Source organism: Sorangium sp. So ce726, from assembly GCF_051521405.1.
Taxonomy (GTDB): domain Bacteria; phylum Myxococcota_A; class Polyangia; order Polyangiales; family Polyangiaceae; genus Sorangium.
Window position 1 is genome coordinate 9,742,712 of sequence record NZ_CP150349.1, and the last position, 19,974, is coordinate 9,762,685.

A 19,974-nucleotide genomic window follows, 5' to 3' on the forward strand; every position below is an offset into this window, starting at 1 on the left:
ACTTATTCATATTGGACGGAACCCTGCGGCTCAATTGATCTTGCTTGGAGAAATTTGATGCGTACAACTCGCTTTCTTGGACATTGCTTCGCTTCGTTTGCATGCTTTTTGCTCGCCTGCAGCCCTGGGCCTCTGCACGACGAGCGCAGCGATTCCCTCGTCTCGGGGTTGAGCAGCCTGGATGGCACGATGGAGGCAGAGCTAACGGTTCCGGCACAGTGGCAATCTGGCTACTGCGCGCTTGTAACGGTGAGGAACAAGAGCACCGACCGGACCACCACCGCCTGGGGCATGGTTGTGGCGCTCAACGGCTCGACGTTGCGCCATGCGTGGACCGCGCGTGTCACGCCGTCCGATGGGCAGCTGCGCGCCGTCAATGAGAGCTACAACGGCACGCTGAGCCCGGGCGCCACGACGTCGTGGGGGTTCTGCGCGGACGGCACCGAGAAGCCCGCGCTCGTATCGGTCGACGGCGGCGATGGCTCAAGCACATCCGCGAGCTCCTCGGCGAGCAGCGGCGAGGGCGGCGCCGCGGCGACCGGCGGCAGCGGCGGTGAAGGTGGCGAGGGAGACGGCAGCGCCACAGGCACCGTTGGTTCCGGCGGCGCGGGCGGCGAGGGCGGCGCCACCACCGCAGGTGCAGGCGGCGAGGGCGGCGCCATCACCGCAGGCGCGGGCGGCGAAGGCGCCACCACCACGGGCGCGGGCGGCGAAGGCGCCACCACCGCGGGCGCGGGCGGCGAAGGCGCCACCACCACCGCAGGCGCGGGCGGCGAAGGTTCCACCACCACCGCAGGCGCAGGCGGCGCGCCGCCGCTCGATCCCGCCTGCGGCACGACGACGGCGACCTTCGCCGATGTGCAACCTATCCTGGAGCGGAGCTGCTCGAACCAGTTTTGCCATGGCAACGCCAGCACGCCAGCCGGCGGGCTCGACCTCCGCGCGAGCGCCGCGGTCAGCGAGCTGGTCAATCAGGACGCCAGCCGCTGCTCCGGCGACCAGGTGCTCGTGAGGCCGTTCATGCCCAGCAGCAGCTATCTCATCAACAAGCTGAACGGCACCGGTCTGTGCGGCGATGCCGAGATCCAGATGCCCCCGGGCGCGCCGCTGCCCGAGGCCGACATGAAGACGATCATCGACTGGATCTGCGCAGGCGCGCCCGACCACTGAGCGTCGTCGGCGTCCGCGGCCAGGGCGCGAGCGCGAGCTGAACATCGATGTTGTCGACCCCGCAGAGCGCTTCGCACCGTCCCGGGTGGAGACCGAGACGCTCGCACGCGGAGAGGAGCGCGAGGTGAACCGCCCACGTAACCTCCGGCGGCTCGGCGAGCAAGGGGAGGAGCGCCTCGATCTCGGCGTGCGCGCCGAGCTTCGCGAGCGCGTCGACGGCGCCGCACCGGACCGGCTCGCGCTCGTCGCTGCGCGCCAGCGTGAGCAGCCGGGGGATGGCTTCCTCCTTGAGCGCATAGGCCACGTACGTGTTCAGGGTCTCGAGGGCATGCGTGCCAGTCGTCCCGAGCTCGCCGAGGTGCTCCCAGGCGGGCCCCGCGAGCGCCTGGTTCGCAGGGAGCTGGCCGAGCCAGTACATCGCGCTCTTCCTGACGAAAAAGGCGGGATCGCGGGTGAGCCCGAGCAGGGCCCCCTGCTCGTCCCACGCGGCGAGGAGCGACGCGGATCGCTCGCGGATCCAGGGATCCGGATGCCCCGCCAGGAACGCCGCCACTGCGCCGCGATCCGCCGCACCTCCCGCTGCTCGGAAGCGGTCCGCGAACCGATGCTTCCTCTCCGCCCAGCAGCCGTCGAGATCGGCGTAGAGCGCGAGGAGCTCGGCCATCTCGAGATCTGCCCCCGACCCGCGATCGCCTCCGGGCGAGGAGATCGGGCCGCGCGCAGCGGGATCGTCCGCCTCTGACGCGTCATCGTCTCCCAGGACGCCAAGGAGATGCCGGACCGGCTCCATCCACGCGAGGAGAAACCGCCGCTCGGCCGGCTCGGCGCGCTCGAGCGCCCACCGGAACCTCCCCTCGCGGATCTCGAAAGCGCAGGCGGCTGCCGCGGCGCGCACCCGCTCGTCAGGGTGCCCGCGGAGCGCGGCGACCGCATCAAGGCAGCGCCGGCTCGGGTAATAGTGGAGCGTCTCCAGCGCAGCGACGGCGACGTCGACCGCGGGATCCGCGGCGGCGCGGAGGAGCCTCGGGGAGCTCGGGCAGCACCAGCCAGCCGAGGAGCCGATCGGTCCACGACCGGTCCTCGGCGCGCTGGATCTCGTCGTGGGGAATGGTCAGGGAGCTCTCGCGGCGATCGTTCACGGTGACGCCCGCGATCCTATCAGCCGGCGAGGCGCTCACCGAGCGGCGGGAACGTGCACCGGTATCGAGCGGAAAGAGGCGGGTCGAGCGGCGGACCGGCTCGGCCAGGATAGGCCCGCCGTCGTTGCCGGAGGTCGAGGGCTGGTTGCGCTGCGCCCCAGCAGCGTTCACCGGCGGGCGCGCCGGTCAGCCGTGAACGCGGCCGGGACCTGCTCGACGGGAACGGCCGGAGGTCGCATCAGGGGAGCGGCCCCCACAGCGTGCCGCATTTACCACCCGTGTAGTTGATGCGATCCGCGTATCCATACCCCGTGACATCTGTGTCGGGACAGTCGTATCGATTCGTCGCTGTCGAGGTTGCGTTGTTCCCGGACGGCGAGCCGGTACCCCAACCCGTCCCCACGGGCGTGCTGCACCGGACCGTCGCCGGCGAGCAGAATCCCTGGATACTACTCGTGACGCACTGGACCCCCGTCGCGACCTTGTCGCTGGGGCAATCGGTTGTCCAGACGTGGTTCGTCGTGGACGATGGACCGGGCGTACAGTAGATCCGGAATTGGGAGCGAGATGAATTGCTCTCCCAGCCGGTCGCGAAGCTCCCGTTCGCGCACGTGGGCGAGACGATGGTGGTGCATCCACTGACTCCGCAGCTCCCCGACGACCACCCCGTCCAGCCCGACACCGTCGAGGCCAACGTCGCGTCACCGGTCTCCTCGGTGCTGTCCAATTCCTCTCCGTCCGGCGCGTCCATCACGCAGCTCGCATTGGCGAGGGCGACGCACGCGAGGAACGCTGTTGCCAATGATCGTGTTCGCATGTTCTTCATCCTTCTGCTGTTGTGGGTGTGATGCCTTCCAGCGGCTCGTCCGCATCGATGGATGCTGCTTGTCCGCTTCGAGGGAGAAGGGAGGGTGAGCCGATCGGGAGATGTTGACTCGCTCGCGACGGCACGCTGCAACGCGGCTGATCGATACAAGTCGGATCGCGCCATGCGCCCCTGCAGCACGCGCACTCGCTCGGCCCATCACATGTAGAAATTGAATTTCTCTTGTATAGATGTCGGGCTGTCGTGCCCAGACGTCGAGCTGGCCGTCCATTCGCCTGCCGCGTCCGATCCTTCCGGCGTCGAGCCCGGCCGCGAACGCCGGCGCGAGCGTCACACCAGTCACGATGAGCACGCGATCAGCTCGTCACAGACGGCGCTTCAAGTCACCTATCCCGTGACTGCATGTCGTTGGTCGGATTCTAGTGTGCAGCATCGCAATGCGCAAGATCTGTCCGCACCAATTCCGTGCACCCGATGCCGGCGCGCGATGGTCTGACAGACCATCATGGAATCATCCAGCACGGGAGTGCGCGTTCATGCTTCCCCCCCGCGCAGTCTGCTCCTGTTGCAATTGGATTGTTTTACTGTCCTATCGCCTTGCGGCTCACGGCAGGCCGAGCGTCACGCTGGCCGGCCACTGGCCGGCCGGAGCGACACTCGTATGACTGGTGCGCGATACAAAAAAATCGCGCCAAACCGCTCCAGGCGCCGCTCTACGGCTCGCCGCAACTCACCGGCCAGCTCGAGCCGATCCCCTCACTTGCCCCGCGTCTTCGCCGCCTTCTGCCGCTGCACCATCTCCGCAATCCAGAGCGGCACGAACGGCGGTGTGCAGCCCGGCGACGCCGGGTAGTCCTTGTGCACCTCGAGCCGCTCGCCGATGGCCACTGCGCGGGCGCGCAACCCGGGGTTGTGGATGCCGATCTCGGCGAGGCAGTGGTTCATCGACCACTGCTTCGGGCCCGGCGCCGTCTTCATCTCCGCCTCGATCTGGTCGAGCAGCGCGGAGAGATCGAGGCCGGCTGGGCTCTTCACGACGCGGTCCGTCGTCAGGCTCCAGCCAGCGCGCCCGACGAGCTCGCTCGCGGAGTCCTTCCAGCGGACACGCAGCTCCTCGACGTGGCGCGACGCCTTGACCACATTGACGATGAACCAGTCGAGGAGCTTGGGATAGCCGATCTCCCGGACCATCGCGTCCAGCTCGTCCGCCGAAAAGGCCTTTGGCTTGAACACCAGCGTCGCCAGGAGGCGGGCGTCGGGGTCCCCGGTGCGCCACAGCTCGCCGGCCAGGGCGTGGTCCGTCTTCAGCTGCTTCGCGAGCGCGCGGAGCTGGGTGAGGTTCACGCCGTGGGCGTCTCCCGCGCGGGCGTTGACCTCGCGCATCTTCTCATTGCTCAGCGCAGCGAGCTCCCGCATGACGTTGGTGAGGTTCATGGTCTGGAGCTAGCCGTATCCGCGGGCGCCGTCCAGCGGCGCGGCGTCGCCACGGGTGGCGACGCGGATTGGTTGTTGAACTAGCATCGTTATTTCAGGAGGGCCGTCATGCTCCCGCGCGGACGACTGGAGCGCGTCTCGTAGTTCTTTGGGGTGCTCGCGGTGGGGCGTGAAAGGCGCCACGCCCCACCGCGACGCGTGGGGCGGCTCAGGGCGCCGCGGGCGGCACGGCGAACGCCGCCGGCTGAGCGTTGGAGGTCGTGTCGAGCACGGCCGTCCCGATCGCCTGATCGATGAGGGCGTTGTCGATGTCCTTGACCCAGCTGATCGGCGGGTCGCTGGCTGGCGGGGCCGGACGCATGGCCGGCTCGGTGAAGGTGGCCGTGGGCAGCGCGAACACCGTGAACGTGTAGCTGTCGGTCTTCACCGCCGGCGGGGGATCCGTGTCAAGCAGCGGCGAGCCCGGAGCGACGCCCCAGGAGGGGCACGGACCGATGTAGCCGTCGTTGAAGAGCGGGTCGCTGTACTGCTTGGCGCCGGCCACCCCCGTGATGGGGTTCCCGGATGCAAGCTGCTTCGGCAGCGAGCGCACGCTGGCCGGAATGTTCCAGATCGCCCAGTGGTAGCCACGCTCGTCCGGTGGGTTTCCGGTGACCAGCGTGACGTCCTTGAAAACGATGGCGTAGCTCTGCGTGCCTGCGGGGCCGGCCGTCCAGCTCAACTCGGGCGAGGTGTGGTCCACGGGCGGCATCCCGCTGAAAGGAAAGTCCTTCCCGTCGCAGGTGTACTCGAGGGGGAGGGTTTCCCCGTCCTCGAAGGCAGGGCTCGAGAGCGTGAACGCGGCGGTGGTGTTTCCGTTCGCGTCGTCGTCGTCACCCGAGCCGCAGCCAGCGCCAAGCAGGCCAAGCCCGATGACCAAACCAGCAAACTCGTTCATTCGTCGCAGCATGCGGAGACTCCTAACGCGGTGCAGTCGGCAATGTCCATAGCCAATTCTTCGGAGCCGTGACAGGTCCCGCGGCGCTCGTGCCCCCTTTCGTTTCACGGTGACTGGCCATGCCGGACTGAGAAAGGTGGCGGTACGCTCCCGGCGAGCTCAGGGCGAGCAGGTCCCGGTGCCGTTGTTCTCCTGCACGCTGACGCGCAGCCCGTCGAGGCGCTCGATGAACGCCTCGACTTCGCAGCTCGGTAGGCTCTCGTTGTCTCTGACTTCCATCCAACCGATCATTCGAGCTCCCAGCCCGCGAAGCGTCGCGAGCGACCGGTTCCCCTCGACGATGAGGCCAGCGATGCTGGCCAGGTCCTCGAGCCCGGTCAGCGCGAGCAACGCGTCATTGTCCTGAATGGCGAGCTCGTTCACGTGGACCAGGCCACGCAGACCGTCGAGGTTCACGAGCGCCTCGTTGCCCGCGAGCCTCACGAGCTCGGTCATGCCGTCGCCCGCGCTGAACGAACCGAGCCCCTCGAGGGTGGTGAGCGCAGGGTTACCGACGATCTCGATCTCGCCTCGAACGTTGCGGAGACCGCTCAGGGGTCGGAGATCGGTGAGCCGCGGATTGTGACTGATCGACAGTCGCCAGAGCTCCGAGAGCTGCTCGATTCCCGCGAGGCTCACGAGTCCGGCGTTCTGGCCCACGTCGAGGACCGTGAGCTCCGTGACGCTGGCGAGGTCGGACAGGTCCGCCAGGGAGCCACAATCAGCGACGGAGAACAGCTGCAGGCGCGTTACACCGCCGAGATCGACGCTGGTGAGCTTGGGGTTGGACGCGAAGTAAAGCCCCGGCGCGAGGTCCGGGTCCGAGCGGACATGCGCGAGAGCACCGGCGCTCACCAGCTCGGGATTCGACTCGACAGAGAGCCGATCGATGCTGCGGAGCGATACCATGCCGTCGAGGCTGACCATCGATGGATTGCCGCTGACGATGAGAGCCTGGACGGTCTCGAGCGCCGCGAGCCCGGTCAGATCGACGAGACGCTCGTTCGACGCGATCTCGATGAATCCCGCTTGAACGAGGCCGCCGAGGCCGTCCAGCGAGCTCAGCTGCCGGTTCTCCCACAGCGAGAGGCTCTGGACGCTCGTGAGCCGCTCGATACCTTTCAAGCTGGCGAGCCTGTCGCTGTTGGAGATGGAGAGCTCCTCGAGTTCCTCGACGGCGCCGAGACCCTCGAGGCTGGTCAGCGCGTCGTTGTCGACGAGGTAGAGCACCGCTCGGCGGAGGCTCCCCAGCCCGTCCAGCGTCGCGAGCCGGTCATTGCCCTCGATCCAGAGCATCCCCTCCTCCATGGTCTCGAGGCCTGACAAGGACTCGAGTGAATCGTTGTCGAGCACCTGCAGCTCATGTCCGTTCACCCCGACGCCGGCGACACTCTCGAGGAGCGGGTTTTCACGGATCTCGATGGTTCCCGTGACCTGTCGCAGGTTTGAAAGTCCGCTGAGGCTGAGCAGCGACGCGTTCCGCGTCACCTCCAGCGGCGCCCCGATGGCGGAGAGGGCGTCGAGACCGTCCAGGGTAGACAACCGCGTGGTGTCGCTGATCGCGAGGCGGCCAGTGATGGCCGTCAGACACGCGAGCGGAGACAGATCGGAAACATCCCCGCCGATGTTGAGCCTGCCATTGAGCACGGAAACGCCGCGCAGCACCTCGAGATCCTCCTGGCGATCGGCACTCAAGGTGCCGCCGTGTACACGGCCCGGATCGCACCCCTGCTCGGCGCCCCCCGCGCCCCCGTCTCCACCGGCGCCTGCGTCCCCGCCTGCGCCTCCATCCCCGCCTGCGCCTGCGTCCGTCTCGTTCGGCATGCCTTCCGTGGATTGACCTCCTGAATTGGCGCCCGCGCCGATCGCGGGGTCGCCCGAGCTGGATGACGTACCGCCGACACCGCCAGTTCCTGCCGTCGATCCGATCTCGCCTCCGCCCGCCGGCGGTTCTTCGACGTCGCGCACAATCCGGCCATCACAAGCCGACGCGAGCGCAATTGCCGCAAGCACGCCCATCCACCGCGACTTCCGCATACCGCGACGTTGAACTCACTGCGATTCTGCGTCAAGGGGCCCGGGTCAATGCTCGGAGTGCGCGATTGCGACACGGAAATTTTGCAGGTGACGCGGAGCGCGTCGTGCCCGTCTCGTCGAGTCTACACTCTCTGGCCGGTTCGCGCAGGCGGGCTCCGCGCGCTGGCTTCATCACCGCGACAGCCGATGAGCACTTCGATGGTTGCGGTTTCGGTGATACGGCCGGAACGCTTTGCTGAACGCGCTAGCGACCGCGCCAGTAAGTGGGTCGCCAGTAGTAGAGGTCAGCATCGATTGGCGCGCATGCGCGGTTCGGATCGTCCCATGATTCAAAAATGTCTCGCTCGAGATCGATGGGACGCCATTGCGGATCGCGAGGCTGATCGGGCGCGGGCTCTTTGATGGCCCACACGAGGATAGGCTCAGAAGCACCGTGCTTCTCGTTGTTGCGCTGCGCAGCTAGCAATGAGGATGGATTGGCACCGCCTGACAGCGTGGTCGCGAACTCGAGCTGGAGCCGGTCATCCTGCCAGAAACAAAAGTCACAAATTTCGTGTGAGCCTGGTGGTGTGTTGAACACCAGGTATCCACAGCAGGGACAGGGATGCGACGCGGTGGGCGTGCTCATCGCTGGACCGTAGCACATCGCTTCGACGGGGTACGTGGGCCCCGCGTGAAGGGCGGGGTAGAGCATGGCCAAGGGCGCGACTTCGCGTGCAAGAACCACGATGAGCAGAACGTCCATCGGCTCGAGGACGACGCGCCGTGCGTCGACCAAGCACACATCCGTCGCAACGTGACGATGCGCCGGTCCTTTGCGTCCTGCTTCGGCTTGCGGCCAGGCTGACGCCCGGCACGCCGGCAGATCCCCGCGAGCAGCAGTACCACAACCTGTCAACCACACTGAAAGCGCGCGAGCTGGCTCGCGGAACTAGCCGACTGTCTCAGCAAATGGGGTAAGATACTTCAGCACCCGCGCTGCGCGGGGGGCATCGGGGGTCAGTATGCATTCAAACCACAATCGCCAGCGGCCGGCGCACCGCCAGGTCAGCCGCTTCCTCATCGGCGGAATCGTGCTTTTCGGCTGCGGAGGCACGGTCCACGACGAAGACCCCCAGTCTTCTTCCGGAAGCACAAGTCACTCGGGAAGCACCGGAGCGACAGGCGGCGGAACATCGAGCGGGGGAACGGGCGGGAGCGGCGGCCTCGGGAACGACGCAGGGAACACGACCGGCGCCGCGGGCAACTCGGGCGGGAGCGGAGGGACGTCGGGCGGAGCGACGGACGAAGGCGGAGGGGCGTCGGGCGGAGCAACGGGCGAAGGCGGAACGGGCGGGATCGAAGACTCACCCGGCGACGCAGGAGCAGGTGGCGCGCCGGACGACAGACCCAAGATCTGTCCTGATGGCTCCTTCGATCATGACGGCGACCCGAGCAATACCTGCAAGGCGTGGTCGCGATGCCCCCCGGGTCAGTACATCGCGAAGGAAGGCACCGACACCAGCGACCGCCAGTGCGTGATCTGCGGCGATGGCACCTTTTCGACGATGCAAGACGTGCGCGCGTGTACGCCCTTCACGGATTGCGCGCCCAATACGTATGTGACCAAGGCCGGATCCACGACGACCGATCAGCGGTGCAGCGCCTGCCCGAGCGCGAGTCAACCCGCGCCGGGAAATCAGTGCCTTCCGGCAGGAGCCTGCCTCTTCTCGGGCGCTTGCGCGCCCGGCACCGTGCAAGTCGCAGCCGCGAGCGGAACCACACCGGCGGAATGTGAGGCCTGCAACGCCGGCGATTACTGCGCCGGCGGGCTTACCCCCCAGGTGCGTTGCGACAACGGCACCTGGGATCACGACGGTGAGCCTGCCACGTGCTGCTCCCCGTGGGCCACGTGTGCAGCCGGCACGTACGTCTCGCGAGCAGGTAGCGCGGCTGCGGATCGAGAGTGCACGAGGTGCCCGTCTGGCAGCTTCAGCCAGTCCTCCGACATGGACAAGTGTTCGCCGTGGACGGTATGCGCGCCGGCTTCGAGTGCGTGGCCACAGGGCGGTGTGGCGGCCGCCGGAACCGCAATGGCCGATGCCGTATGCGCCGACCCTTATTACAAATTCGGTTCGGAGGGCTCGTACGGGGCCTTTGCCATAGCGGTCGACGGCAGCGGCAACGTTTACGTCGCGGGAAACGCCTACGGCGCGCTCGCAGGACCGGACGGCGGTGAATCGGACGCCTTCGTCCGCAAGCTCGATGCGCATGGATCCGTTGTGTGGACTCAGCGGTTTGGGACATCGAGCGACGACCAGGCCAAGGGCGTGGCGGTCGACGGCAGCGGCAACGTCTACGTGGCTGGAACCACGTGGGGCGGGCTCGAAGGTGCCAGCGGAGGCTTTGGCGACGCGTTCGTGCGGAAGCTCGACGCGAGCGGCGCGACGCTGTGGACACGCCAGCTTGCCACGTGGCGTTCGGAGTCGGCGAACGCCCTGGCTGTCGATGGCCAAGGCAATGCTTATGTTGCCGGAACCAGCTACGGAAACGGCCAGAACACGGGTGAGGCGTTCGTGACCAAGATCGACACGAACGGCGCGCCGGCGTGGACTCAGCTGTTTGGTGGGCCAGATGAGGACGAAGCCATGGCCGTCGCGGTCGACGGCAGCGGCGACGCCTACGTCGGCGGGTACACCTCCGGCGGCGTCGTCCCGGACTCGGACCGAGGACAGCGGGACGCGTTCGTGCGCAAGCTCGATTCGAGCGGCGCGACGGTTTGGACTCGGCAGTTCGGCTCCGCGGAGAACGACTTCGTCTTCGCCGCGCGCGTGGACGGCAGCGGGAACCTCTACGTTGCGGGGAGCACCGCCGGCGAGGTCGGCGGCCCGAGCGAGGGATCCCCAGAAGCCTTCGTGCGCAAGTTCGACGCAGGCGGCGCGACGTCATGGACTCACCAGGCCGGCAATGCGTCCTACGACTACGGCTTTGCCCTGGCCATCGACGGCAAGAACAACGTCTACCTCGTGGGATCCACGAGCAGCGGCGAAGAGGACATCTACGTGCGCAAGCTCAACGCGAGCGGCGCAGCGCAATGGACCAAGGAGATCGGGACGCCGCGCAGCGACACGGCGCTCGCCGCGGCCGCAGACGCCGGCGGCAATCTGTACGTCGCCGGGTACACCGGCGTGTTCTTTACCACGTCGGACGCCTTCGTCCTGCATGTGCCCGCCGAAGGACCCTGAGCCATCTGCCGGACGGGCCGACGGCGCCGGAAATGGTGGTGTCGTCGTCGCCGAGCAGGACCGTCTGCTTGAGCAGCGCGAAGTCGGCGTCCGTGACGGGCGACGCGGAGGCGTGCTTTCTATGATGCCTGGCCCCCGTGGATTGCCTTACAGTCGGCCCATGCACGACCTCCAGCCCGCGTCTGCTATCCCCTCCGTTCCACATAGCCCCCTTCCGCCCCCGTCCCCGAGCCCCGTGGACCTGGGGCCGAAGCCCTTGCCCAACGCGCCGCCCGCGTTCCTGCTGCGCTTCGGGCTGGGACTCAGGCGCACGCTGCTGCGGCTCGCTGACCTCGTGACGCCGGCGCACATGGCGATGATGGATCGCTCCCTCGGCCTGGTCTACACCTCGATGCTCTCGGTGGTGGCGCGCCTGGGCATCGTTGATCTCCTCGAATCCAGCCCCCAGAGCGCCGAACAGCTCGCTCAACGGACGGGCCTGCACGTCGACTCGGTGCTGCGGGTGCTGCGCGCGCTCGTGTCCGTCGGGATCTTTCGGCGCCTGCCGGACGGTCGCTTCGCGAACAACCGCCTCTCGCGCGCCCTGAAGGGAGGGCAGCTCGATCGGATGCGCGAGTGGGTCACCTACTTCGGTTCGCAGTCCAACATCGCGGCGTGGAACGACCTCGAGCGCACCGTGCGCACGGGCCACAACGCCTTCGAGCGGGTGTTCGGCATGGATGTCTGGCAGTGGTTCGACGGGCACCCGGACGAGCGCGAGATGTTCGCGCAGGCGATGATGGGCATCACCGTGGCGGACGCGCCGGTGATCGCGACGCTCTACCCCTTCCACGAGATCCGAACCGTGTGCGATGTCGGAGGCGGGCGCGGCACCCTGATGTCCGAGTTGTTGGTGCGCCATCCCCACCTGCGCGGCGTGCTGGTAGACGGTGAGGGTGTGCTCGAGTCCGCCCGCGAGCTGCTGGCGCAGCGCGGCGTGTCCGATCGGGTCGAGCTTTGCCCTGGCAGTTTCTTCGAATCCGTCCCCGAGGGCGCCGACGCCTACGTGCTCAAGAACGTGCTGCACGACTGGGACGACGCGCGCTGCAAGACCATCCTGACCACGGTACGACGTGCGATGAAGCCCGGGCAGCGACTCCTGCTGGTGGAGATACTCGCCCCCCGTCACGACAATGACAACGTGGCTGCGTTCGTCGACGTGCACATGATGACGGTCTGCTCGAACGGTCGAGAGCGCTCCGTCGTCGAGCTGCATGCTCTGTTGCGCGCTACTGGGTTCGAATCAGCGCGACTGTTCCCCTACCCCACCACCAACGTGATCGAGGCCGTGGCGGTCGAGTAGCCGACGTCAAGACACCTGGAAACCTTCGTTCGAGGGCGCCCCCTTTGGGCCACGCCAGAGCCGGCCTCGGCAGCGCCAGAATGGCCGGCACATCCTGACACAGACATGGGTGCGCGCCGGTGTCGAGCGTCAACAGCGGCGGTGGGCTCCCAGCGGGCTCAGGGCGAGCAGGTCCCCGTACCGTTGTTCTCCTCGATCGTGCTCTCGGGCGGCCAGTAGAGGCGATCCATGAACGCCTCGACTTCGCAGCTCGGCAAGCTGTCGTTGTACGCGACCCGCATCCAAGCAGCGATCGTTCGAGCTCCCAGGCCGCGAAGCGTCGCGAGCGACCGGTTCCCCTCGACGAAGAGGAAGGTGATCTCGGCCAGGTCCTCGAGCCCGGTCAGCGCAGGCAACGCGTCATTGTCCTGGATGGTGAGCTGGTTCACGCGGACCAGGCCACGCAGAGCGTCGATGTCCACGAGCGCCTCGTTGCCCTCGATCGTCACGAAGTCCGTCACCCCGTCGCCCTCGCTGAACGAACCGAGCCCGTCGAGGGTGGTGAGCGCAGGATTACCGGCGATTCCGATCCCCTCTTGGACGTTGCGGAGGCCGCTCAGGGGTCGGAGATCCGTGAGCCGAGGATTGGCGCTGATCCACAGTTGATAGAGCTCCGAGAGCTGCTCGACTCCCGTGAGGCTCACGAGTCCGGCGTTCTGGCCCACGCTGAGAGTCGTCAGCTGGGTGACGCCGGCGAGATCGGACAGATCCGACAGGGAGTCACAGCCGTCGACGGAAAACATCTGCAGGTGCGTCACACCGCCGAGATCGATGCGCGTGAGCTTGGGGTTGCCCGAGAAGTAGAGCGCCGGCATGAGGTCCGCGCCCGAGCGAACATGCGCGAGAGCGCCGGCGCTCACCAGCTCGGGATTCCCACTAACAGAGAGATGCTGGATACCGCGGAGCGATAACATGCCCTCGAGGCTGACCATCGATGGATTGAGGCTGACCTCGAGAGCGTTGACGGTCTCGAGCGCCGCGAGCCCGGTCAGGTCCACGAGACGCTCGTTCAACCCGATCTCGAGGAACCCCGCTTGAACGAGGCCGTCGAGGCCGCGCAGCGAGCTCAGCTGCTGGTTCTCCCACAAAAAGAGGTGCTGGACGCTCGTGAGCCGCTCGAACCCTTTCAAGCTGGCGAGCCCGTCGCTCTCGGAGATGGCGAGCTCATCGAGCTCCTCGACGGCTCCGAGGCCCTCGAGGCTGGTCAGCGCGTCGCTGTCGACAACGGTGAGGCTCCCTCGGCGGAGGTTCCCCAGCCCGTCCAGCGTCGCGAGCCGGTCATTGCCCTCGATCCAGAGCCCCCCCTCCTCCATGGTTTCGAGGCCTGACAAGGACTCGAGCGAATCGTTGTCGATCAGGCGCAGCTCACGTACGTTCACCCCGACACCGGCGACACTCTCGAGGAGCGGGTTTTCACGGATCTCGATGGTGTCCTTGACCTGTCGCAGGCTCGAAAGTCCGCTGAGGCTGAGCAGCGACGCGTTCCGCATCACCTCCAGCCGCGCCCCGATGGCGGAAAGGGCGTCGAGACCATCCAGGGTAGACAGCTGCGTGGTGTCGTTGATCTCGAGGCGGCCCGTGATGGTCGTCAGGCACGCGAGCGGGGACAGATCGGAGACGTCCCCGCCGATGGTGAGCCTGCCATTGAGCACGGAAACGCCACGCAGCTGCTCGAGATCCTCCTGGCGATTGGCATTCAAGACGCCGCCGCGTGAACGGCCCGGCTCGCACCCCTGCGCAGCGCCCCCCGCTCCCCCGTCCCCACCCGCGCCTGCGTCCCCGCCTGCGCCTCCGTCTCCGCCTGCGCCTGCGTCCGGCTCGCTCGGCCCACCTCCCGAGGAGTGACCGCTTGAACTGGCGCTCGCGCCGACCGCCGGGTCACCCGAGCTGGATGACGTAGCGCCGGCACCGCCAGCTCCTGCCGTCGATCCGACCTCGCCTCCGCCCGCCGGCGGTTCTTCGATGTCACGCACAATCCGGCCATCACAAGCCGGCGCAAGCGCGATCAGCGCAAGCACGCCCATCCGCCACGGCTTCCGCATGCCACGACGTTGAGCTCACTCCGATTCTGCGTCAAGACCCCCGGGTCAACGCCGGGAGTGCGCGATTGCGACACGGAAATTTTGCAGGAGCGCAGCCCGCGTCAAAGGCTCATGCCCACGCCCACGCGGAGCCGCATGGCCACCGCGGCGCCGACCTCGCCCTCGTCGCTTCCCGCGCGTTGCTGCTTGAAGACGTACGTCTGCGCCGCCGCCTCGACGCCGAGGTAGAAGCGCTCCGCCAGATCGATGTTCACCCCTGTATCGACGCCAAACGCCCCTGCCAGGCCAAAGCGGTCGGGCGCGCGCCCGGCGGTCTCGAACCGCTGCCTCATGACGGCGAGGCCGACGTCCACCCCGACGCCGAGGCTGATCACGGGCAGATCCCAGGAGCGGGACAGGCGCACGTCCAGGCCCAGCTCATCATTGCTCGCCGTGAGGTGCTCGTTCTGGAAGGCGCTGCGGCACGCGCTGAGCCGAGGCGCGACGCCGAGGTGCTGGAGCTCGATCCCGTATCCGACGAAGCCGCCGTGGCAGAGCGAATCCCCCGGGACAAGGGGCGTCCTGAGCTGATAACCCGCCACGGGCTCGTGCGCGACCTCGCGGACGCCGCCGCCCTTGCGCACGAGCCGAGCGAACATGACGCGACTCAATCGCTCGTCGCCGACATCCATCGTTTGCCCGGCCCCGGCATCGACGCTCCCCTCCAGGAGAAAGTCGGGGCCTCGCCCCCGCACGAAGTAACGGCCAGGGCGCAGGCTGACGGTCCGCGTCGCGTCGCTCGCCCCCACCTCGGCCACCACCGCGCCCTCGCTGGAGTCTCGCATCACGAGGTAGGCCCTGCCGGCAGGAAAGCGGAGCATGCCCCGGAGCGACGCATGGACCGGCAGCTCCGTCAGGACGAGCTTGCCCTGGCCGCGGAGGTCGTAACGGAACGTGGGGTGTTGCGCCCCGGCCCACGTGCGGCTCGTGGCGCGCAAGGTGCTCTCGTACGCATGGCGGTACGCCTCCTCGAGCGAGACGGCGCCATCTCGATCCGCGTCGGCCGTCCCGAGCAGCCCCGAGACGAGCGCGTGGGTGAAGAACGACCCTTTGAGCTCATCGGACTCCTGCGCGTCCTCGTTTCCGGAGCTCGACGTGAGCGTCACCATCCCTTGCCCGGCGAGCCGCTGATCGAGCTTGATGACGAAGGGGGGCGCGCTCGTGCCGCCCTTGACCCGCGTCAGCGCCCCGGAGCGGCACGAGTCGACGATCAAGAGCCGCGCCGAGGCCGCCGAGCCGCGGACGAGCTGCTCGAACTCCGTCAGCGAGAGCGGCGTCGGCCCGAGGTGAAGCGCGTTCGCATCGGCGTGACCGGAGTAATAGACGAGGTAGAGGACATCGGTGTCCGGGCTCGAGATGGCCGCGCGGACACGGTCGTTCATCGTGATGAGCGTGCGCCGGACCGTCTCCGCGCCCTCGCTCCGCAAGAGCACCAGGTTCGCCGGGGGGAAGCCGCCGAGGTCCTTGAGCACGTCGTACATCTTCGACGCGTCGTCCTCCGCGTACCGGAGCTCGACCTCGCCCTTCTCGCCGGCGTTGTTGCCGATGAGCACCGCGAAGCGCTCGATACGCGCCTCCGCCGGGGCCGCAGAGGCGGCGGCGGCCAGGCCGCACGCCGCGGCGGCGAGCGCCGCGCTGCGACGGCGGATCACGGCGACGCCGCGGCCTTCTCCGCCGTGAGCGCGTCGACGTCGCAGCCCGGCGGGGCGGGCGGCGCGTCGGGGTGAGCCGCGAGCGCGGCCCGGAGCGGCTCGACCGCGATCGCCTCCGAGCAGAACAGCCCGAAGATCCGCTCGGTGCCGAGCGTGTCGTCGAGCACCGTGCTCTGGGGGAGGAGGACCTCCCGGCCAGGCTCGATCCGCGCCGCGACAGGACCGCTCGGGTAATAGACGCTCGCCTGGGAGGCCCCGTCGACGCTCAAGATCACGAGATATCGCGCCTCCACGCTGGAGTACGTGAACTGGATCGCGTCGCCGGGATGGAGCCTCTCGCCTGCCCCGCCGGGCAGGACGCTCCCGCCGCGCTTGACGTAGAAGCCGATGCGCTCCGCTCCCTTGATGCGCTCTCCGGGGATCTCCGCGCCTCGTCCCTCGGGCCCGGCGTGGAAGCGGAAGAAGAAGAGCGCCGCTGCCGCCGCGGCGAGCGCGCTCGCCGCCGCGGGCGCCAGCCATCGGCGCGGCGGGCGGACCTTCGCCGCGGCGCGGGCCGCCGGGGCGCCGCGGGCGAGCCGCAGGGGCGGCGCCGACGCCGCGAACGAGGCGCGCGCCGCCTCCATCTCGGAGCGCCGCGCCGAGCACCGCGAACAGCCAGCCACGTGCGCGCTCGCCTCCTGCGCCGCGGCCGCGTCGAGCTGGCCCGCCATGAGCTCGTCGAGCTTCAGCTCCGAGAGGCACCCTTCGGGTCGCGCTGGCGTCATGGACTCGAACTCCCTTCTCTCATCCGGTCGGAGAGCGTGGCCTTCAGCCGCTCCAGCAGATTGCCGACGTGCCGACGGGAACAGCCCATCACGCGCGCGATCTCCTCGTGGGTCATCTCATCGGAGTAATAGTGGACGGCGACCTGCGCGAGGTCGCCCGGGAGCTGCGCGAGGAGCTCCCGCGTGAGGAGGGCGTGCTCGGCGGACGCCGCCACGCTCTCCTGCTGCAGGGGTGCAACGTGGGTGTCGAGGAGCCGCAGCCGGTTCTTGTGATCGCGGATGCGGTTCAGGCACGCGTGCGTGGTGGCGCCGTAGAGCCAGCCCACCATCGGGCCCTTGCCGTCGAGCTGCCCGGGCTCGCCGAGCAGGGAGGCGAAGACATCCTGGAGGATCTCCCGCGCCTCCTGCTCGTTCCCGAGGAGCCGCCGCGCCCGGCGCAGCACGATGTGCCCATGCTGCCGGTAAGCCGCCTCGATCAGCGACACCAGCGCCTCGCGATCCTCCACGTCCGAGCGTGTACCACGATCAGTGCCAGTCGGGGTACGTCAAATCCTCGGAGGGCGCGATCCGGACGGTGAGCGACGTGCTCGACCCGCCGGCGGAGGGACGGATCTTGATCTTCACGTCAAAGCCGGCGCAGGCGTTGTGCTCCGCCTCCGTCGTCGCCGCGGCGTCGCAGGCGTCGAAGGCCGCTTGCAGCTCGGCGTCCACGTCGCCTTCGCGGCTGAACACATCCATGACATGGAATCCGGGGGAGAGCGGTCCTCCGAAGAGGTTCGACCAGAAGCTGCCTTCCGCCATCTCGCTCTCCACGTACACGATCACATGGTCCTCATCGACGCCGAGCGAGGTGCCCTCCCCGGCCGAGGCCTCGTCGAGCGCCGCTTCGATGGTGGCGATGCCGACCCGGGTGTCCACGACGCCGAACTCGCTGAAATCGTTGAGCGCGCTCTCCGGCGGGGGCGCATGGATCGACAGCGTGAAGCTCGCAGGAAAGCTTCCGGTCACCGGCGTCTGGACGGGGAAGTTTTCGACATCACCCTGGGTGTTCCAGACCAGCACGGCGTCGACCGGCCCCGTCGGCGCGACGCCTTGCTCATTGACGATCGTGCCCTCGACCGTCAGGAGGGCATCGCCCGGATACTCGGAGCCCACCTGGGGGTCGCCGCACGCGGCGAGCAGGAGCGGGAGCGCAAAAGAGACAATCGAACGATGCTTCATGACATCTCTCCTTGAAAAAAGACAATGAGTTAGGGTGAACGAGCAAACCAGCCATCCGCGAGAGGACGCCGCGCGCAGCGCGCGCCATCACCGCCGTGGCGCGGTCGCGCCGCCGACGGAGCTCTCCTGGATGCACGGCGGGGCGCCTGCCGTTCGGTGCAGCGCGGCGCCCCAGAGGGGGACCCGCCTTCGCTGGCCCCTTCGACCTAGGTAGACCGCAGGGGTGCCGGTTTGGGCACGGGTCGACGTCGACTGTTCATTTTACAGTCTCGATGCACATTTACCCCATCGCCATCCGAGCGAACCAGCTCGGGCCGATGACGCTCGAGTTGCGCAAAGCTGGCTCAAGCCGCTGGCCGCGCGCCGCACGCATCTCCTCCTGCACCCCCGTGAACGCCGGCGTCCAGCGCGCTCGCGGCGCTTGGCGCATCGGTTGCTATTCCACGTCGCCAGCAGGCGCTCGAACGCAGACGGCGAGGCCGCGGGGGGTTCTCGACCCACGCACGCCGGGCCGGAATCCTCCGGCCGATGCCCGCCCGACGGCGCCCTGCCGACACGACAGAGAAAGGAGCCTTGCTGTCATGAACAAAATCGCCGTGCTGTTCGGAGGCTGTGTTGCGCTCGCGTCGATCGCCGCGGCCTCTCCCGCTCAGGCTGGCTGGACCGGCTACGTTTCGGAAGAAGACGCCCCCGCTTACTGTTTCGGCCGCGAGGCCGCCACCGGCTTCGCCTGCTGGGGGGATTATTGCGACGAGGTCGCGCTGCACTGCAACGGATTGCCCTCCTGGAGCCATCTGGACATCTCCACCAGGTACTGGACGAGCTACTTCTCCGAGGAGGGGGACAGCGATCTCGGCGAGGTGGTGTGCTCGGACGGCCCGAGCGGCGGCAGCTGCGAGGCGTTCGAGCTCGGCGACAACGTGCGCTACTGCTTCGGCGGCCGCGGGAACAAGGGCATCGTGACGGGCATCGATTGCGCGGACAGCTACTGCGACGAGATCTCGCTGGAGTGCACCAAACCTGCGGTTGGGCGCCTCACGAGCTGCTCCTGGTCGGGCTGGCTGTCGGAGGAGGAGTGGTACGTACACTTCGGCTCGAACCGGTTCATCACGGCGGTGGAGTGCAGCGGCGACTACTGCGACAACAAGCGGTTCTACGTCTGCTCGCTCGTCCAGTAGCGGCCCGGGCGCTCCGGCGCTCGCCGCGGGTTCGGCCCGGCGCCTCGTGCGTCACCGGGCGCCGAGTTGTGATACTGCTCGTTTCCCTGGGGGGAGAAGGAAAGCACCATGTCGGAGTCGAAGCTCGCCGCGCCGCAGATGGTCATCGACAGCCGTATGCTCTATTCGAGCTGGGTCCCAGCGGATCCGGCCGCCGCCGCGGCGCTCCTGCCGGAGGGGATCAGGCCGGCGGAGAACAAGGCCATCTACATGAACCAGTACGTGGTCGACAAACCGGAGCAGACCTCCGGCTTCGGCGCATATTCGCTCACCTACCTGGGGCTGGATCTCGCGGATCACACGACGCCCGACGGCGCGGGCCCGGCCCGGTTCTTCACGCACTACTTCAACTCCTCCGAGACGGTGCGCCGGTACGTGCGCGAGCGCGGCGTGCCGGCGTCGCCCGGGGCGACGACGCTCGAGCTGCACGGCAGAGAGCTCGTGGCGACCACCTCGGTCGACGGCGTGCCCATCATCCGGACCAGGGCGCTCGTCGGCAACAAGATCGGCGTGGTCGCGCGCGGCCACCTCACGTACGTGACGAAGGTCGACGGACGGCTCGTCGCCGGCAACTACCCCTATATCGCCGACATGGCCGACCCGTACGAGCTCCTCGCCGTCGAGTTCCTCGCGAAGGATCACCCGGTGTACGCGCTGCGGCCCGGGAGCCCGGTCCAGGTGGTGAAGAGCGCCTCGTGGTACTCGCCCCGCAGCTCCTTCGTGTATCCGGGCGGAGAGCGGGACCTCTTCTGACGGCCACGCCAAGGCCGCCAGGAGAGCCAGGATTTTCTCCCCCTGGCGTCCTTGCGCCCTATGGCTCGTATTCACGTCGTCCGATCCGCTTCGTCCGAG

At 68.1% G+C, this 19,974-nt stretch carries 17 protein-coding genes; 7 read left to right on the forward strand and 10 right to left on the reverse strand.

What is annotated here, in order from left to right; translation table 11 throughout:
- Positions 1–189 precede the first annotated feature (189 nt).
- Entirely contained in the window at positions 190–1,170 is a 981-nt protein-coding gene (locus WME79_RS36190; RefSeq protein ID WP_437524431.1) for a cellulose binding domain-containing protein, read from the forward strand.
- On the opposite strand, the gene WME79_RS36195 is transcribed toward WME79_RS36190, so the two are convergent.
- Positions 1,133–2,065: a HEAT repeat domain-containing protein gene (locus WME79_RS36195; RefSeq protein WP_437524434.1), complete on the reverse strand. Its 933-nt coding sequence runs from the start codon at positions 2,063–2,065 to the stop codon at positions 1,133–1,135. The two genes, WME79_RS36190 and WME79_RS36195, sit on opposite strands and share 38 nt — an antisense overlap.
- Positions 2,066–2,620: 555 nt before the next feature.
- On the opposite strand from WME79_RS36195, the gene WME79_RS36200 reads away from it, so the two are divergent.
- The gene (locus WME79_RS36200; RefSeq protein ID WP_437524437.1) at positions 2,621–2,857 is read left to right on the forward strand and encodes a hypothetical protein; all 237 of its coding nucleotides are present in this window, start codon (positions 2,621–2,623) and stop codon (positions 2,855–2,857) included.
- A 24-nt stretch (positions 2,858–2,881) separates the two neighbouring features.
- Positions 2,882–3,157: a hypothetical protein gene (locus tag WME79_RS36205; protein ID WP_437524439.1), complete on the forward strand. Its 276-nt coding sequence runs from the start codon at positions 2,882–2,884 to the stop codon at positions 3,155–3,157.
- A gap of 734 nt (positions 3,158–3,891) precedes the next feature.
- On the opposite strand, the gene WME79_RS36210 is transcribed toward WME79_RS36205, so the two are convergent.
- The 4 genes from WME79_RS36210 to WME79_RS36225 form a co-directional block, all read right to left on the reverse strand.
- Complete coding sequence (locus WME79_RS36210) at positions 3,892–4,569, reverse strand: DNA alkylation repair protein (RefSeq protein ID WP_437524442.1); 678 nt, start codon at positions 4,567–4,569, stop codon at positions 3,892–3,894.
- 208 nt (positions 4,570–4,777) lie between these two features.
- On the reverse strand, positions 4,778–5,518 hold the full coding sequence (locus WME79_RS36215) for a YbhB/YbcL family Raf kinase inhibitor-like protein (protein WP_437524445.1): 741 nt from the start codon (positions 5,516–5,518) through the stop codon (positions 4,778–4,780).
- A gap of 147 nt (positions 5,519–5,665) precedes the next feature.
- A complete protein-coding gene (locus tag WME79_RS36220) occupies positions 5,666–7,369 on the reverse strand; it encodes a leucine-rich repeat domain-containing protein (protein WP_437524447.1) in 1,704 nt (567 codons plus the stop codon).
- A 457-nt stretch (positions 7,370–7,826) separates the two neighbouring features.
- Positions 7,827–8,360 carry a CPCC family cysteine-rich protein gene (locus WME79_RS36225; RefSeq protein WP_437524449.1) on the reverse strand — a complete coding sequence of 178 codons (534 nt, stop codon included), beginning with the start codon at positions 8,358–8,360 and terminating at the stop codon, positions 7,827–7,829.
- A 1,294-nt stretch (positions 8,361–9,654) separates the two neighbouring features.
- Here WME79_RS36225 and WME79_RS36230 point away from each other — a divergent pair.
- Positions 9,655–10,806, forward strand: a complete 1,152-nt coding sequence (locus WME79_RS36230) for an SBBP repeat-containing protein (RefSeq protein ID WP_437524452.1) — start codon at positions 9,655–9,657, stop codon at positions 10,804–10,806.
- Between the two features lie 235 nt (positions 10,807–11,041).
- Positions 11,042–12,148, forward strand: a complete 1,107-nt coding sequence (locus WME79_RS36235) for a methyltransferase (RefSeq protein ID WP_437524455.1) — start codon at positions 11,042–11,044, stop codon at positions 12,146–12,148.
- A gap of 158 nt (positions 12,149–12,306) precedes the next feature.
- Here the strand turns inward: WME79_RS36235 and WME79_RS36240 are convergent, their stop codons facing one another.
- The 5 genes from WME79_RS36240 to WME79_RS36260 form a co-directional block, all read right to left on the reverse strand.
- On the reverse strand, positions 12,307–13,887 hold the full coding sequence (locus WME79_RS36240; protein ID WP_437524458.1) for a leucine-rich repeat domain-containing protein: 1,581 nt from the start codon (positions 13,885–13,887) through the stop codon (positions 12,307–12,309).
- 443 nt (positions 13,888–14,330) lie between these two features.
- The gene (locus WME79_RS36245; RefSeq protein ID WP_437524461.1) at positions 14,331–15,920 is read right to left on the reverse strand and encodes a caspase family protein; all 1,590 of its coding nucleotides are present in this window, start codon (positions 15,918–15,920) and stop codon (positions 14,331–14,333) included.
- Entirely contained in the window at positions 15,917–16,684 is a 768-nt protein-coding gene (locus tag WME79_RS36250; RefSeq protein WP_437524464.1) for a DUF4384 domain-containing protein, read from the reverse strand. The genes WME79_RS36245 and WME79_RS36250 overlap by 4 nt, the downstream gene beginning before the upstream one ends.
- On the reverse strand, positions 16,681–17,190 hold the full coding sequence (locus WME79_RS36255; protein WP_437524467.1) for an RNA polymerase sigma factor: 510 nt from the start codon (positions 17,188–17,190) through the stop codon (positions 16,681–16,683). The genes WME79_RS36250 and WME79_RS36255 overlap by 4 nt, the downstream gene beginning before the upstream one ends.
- Before the next feature lie 19 nt (positions 17,191–17,209).
- Positions 17,210–17,905 carry a hypothetical protein gene (locus WME79_RS36260; protein ID WP_437524469.1) on the reverse strand — a complete coding sequence of 232 codons (696 nt, stop codon included), beginning with the start codon at positions 17,903–17,905 and terminating at the stop codon, positions 17,210–17,212.
- A gap of 581 nt (positions 17,906–18,486) precedes the next feature.
- Here WME79_RS36260 and WME79_RS36265 point away from each other — a divergent pair.
- Positions 18,487–19,083 carry a hypothetical protein gene (locus WME79_RS36265; RefSeq protein WP_437524471.1) on the forward strand — a complete coding sequence of 199 codons (597 nt, stop codon included), beginning with the start codon at positions 18,487–18,489 and terminating at the stop codon, positions 19,081–19,083.
- A 108-nt stretch (positions 19,084–19,191) separates the two neighbouring features.
- The gene (locus WME79_RS36270) at positions 19,192–19,875 is read left to right on the forward strand and encodes a hypothetical protein (RefSeq protein WP_437524474.1); all 684 of its coding nucleotides are present in this window, start codon (positions 19,192–19,194) and stop codon (positions 19,873–19,875) included.
- The last annotated feature ends 99 nt before the right edge of the window (positions 19,876–19,974 follow it).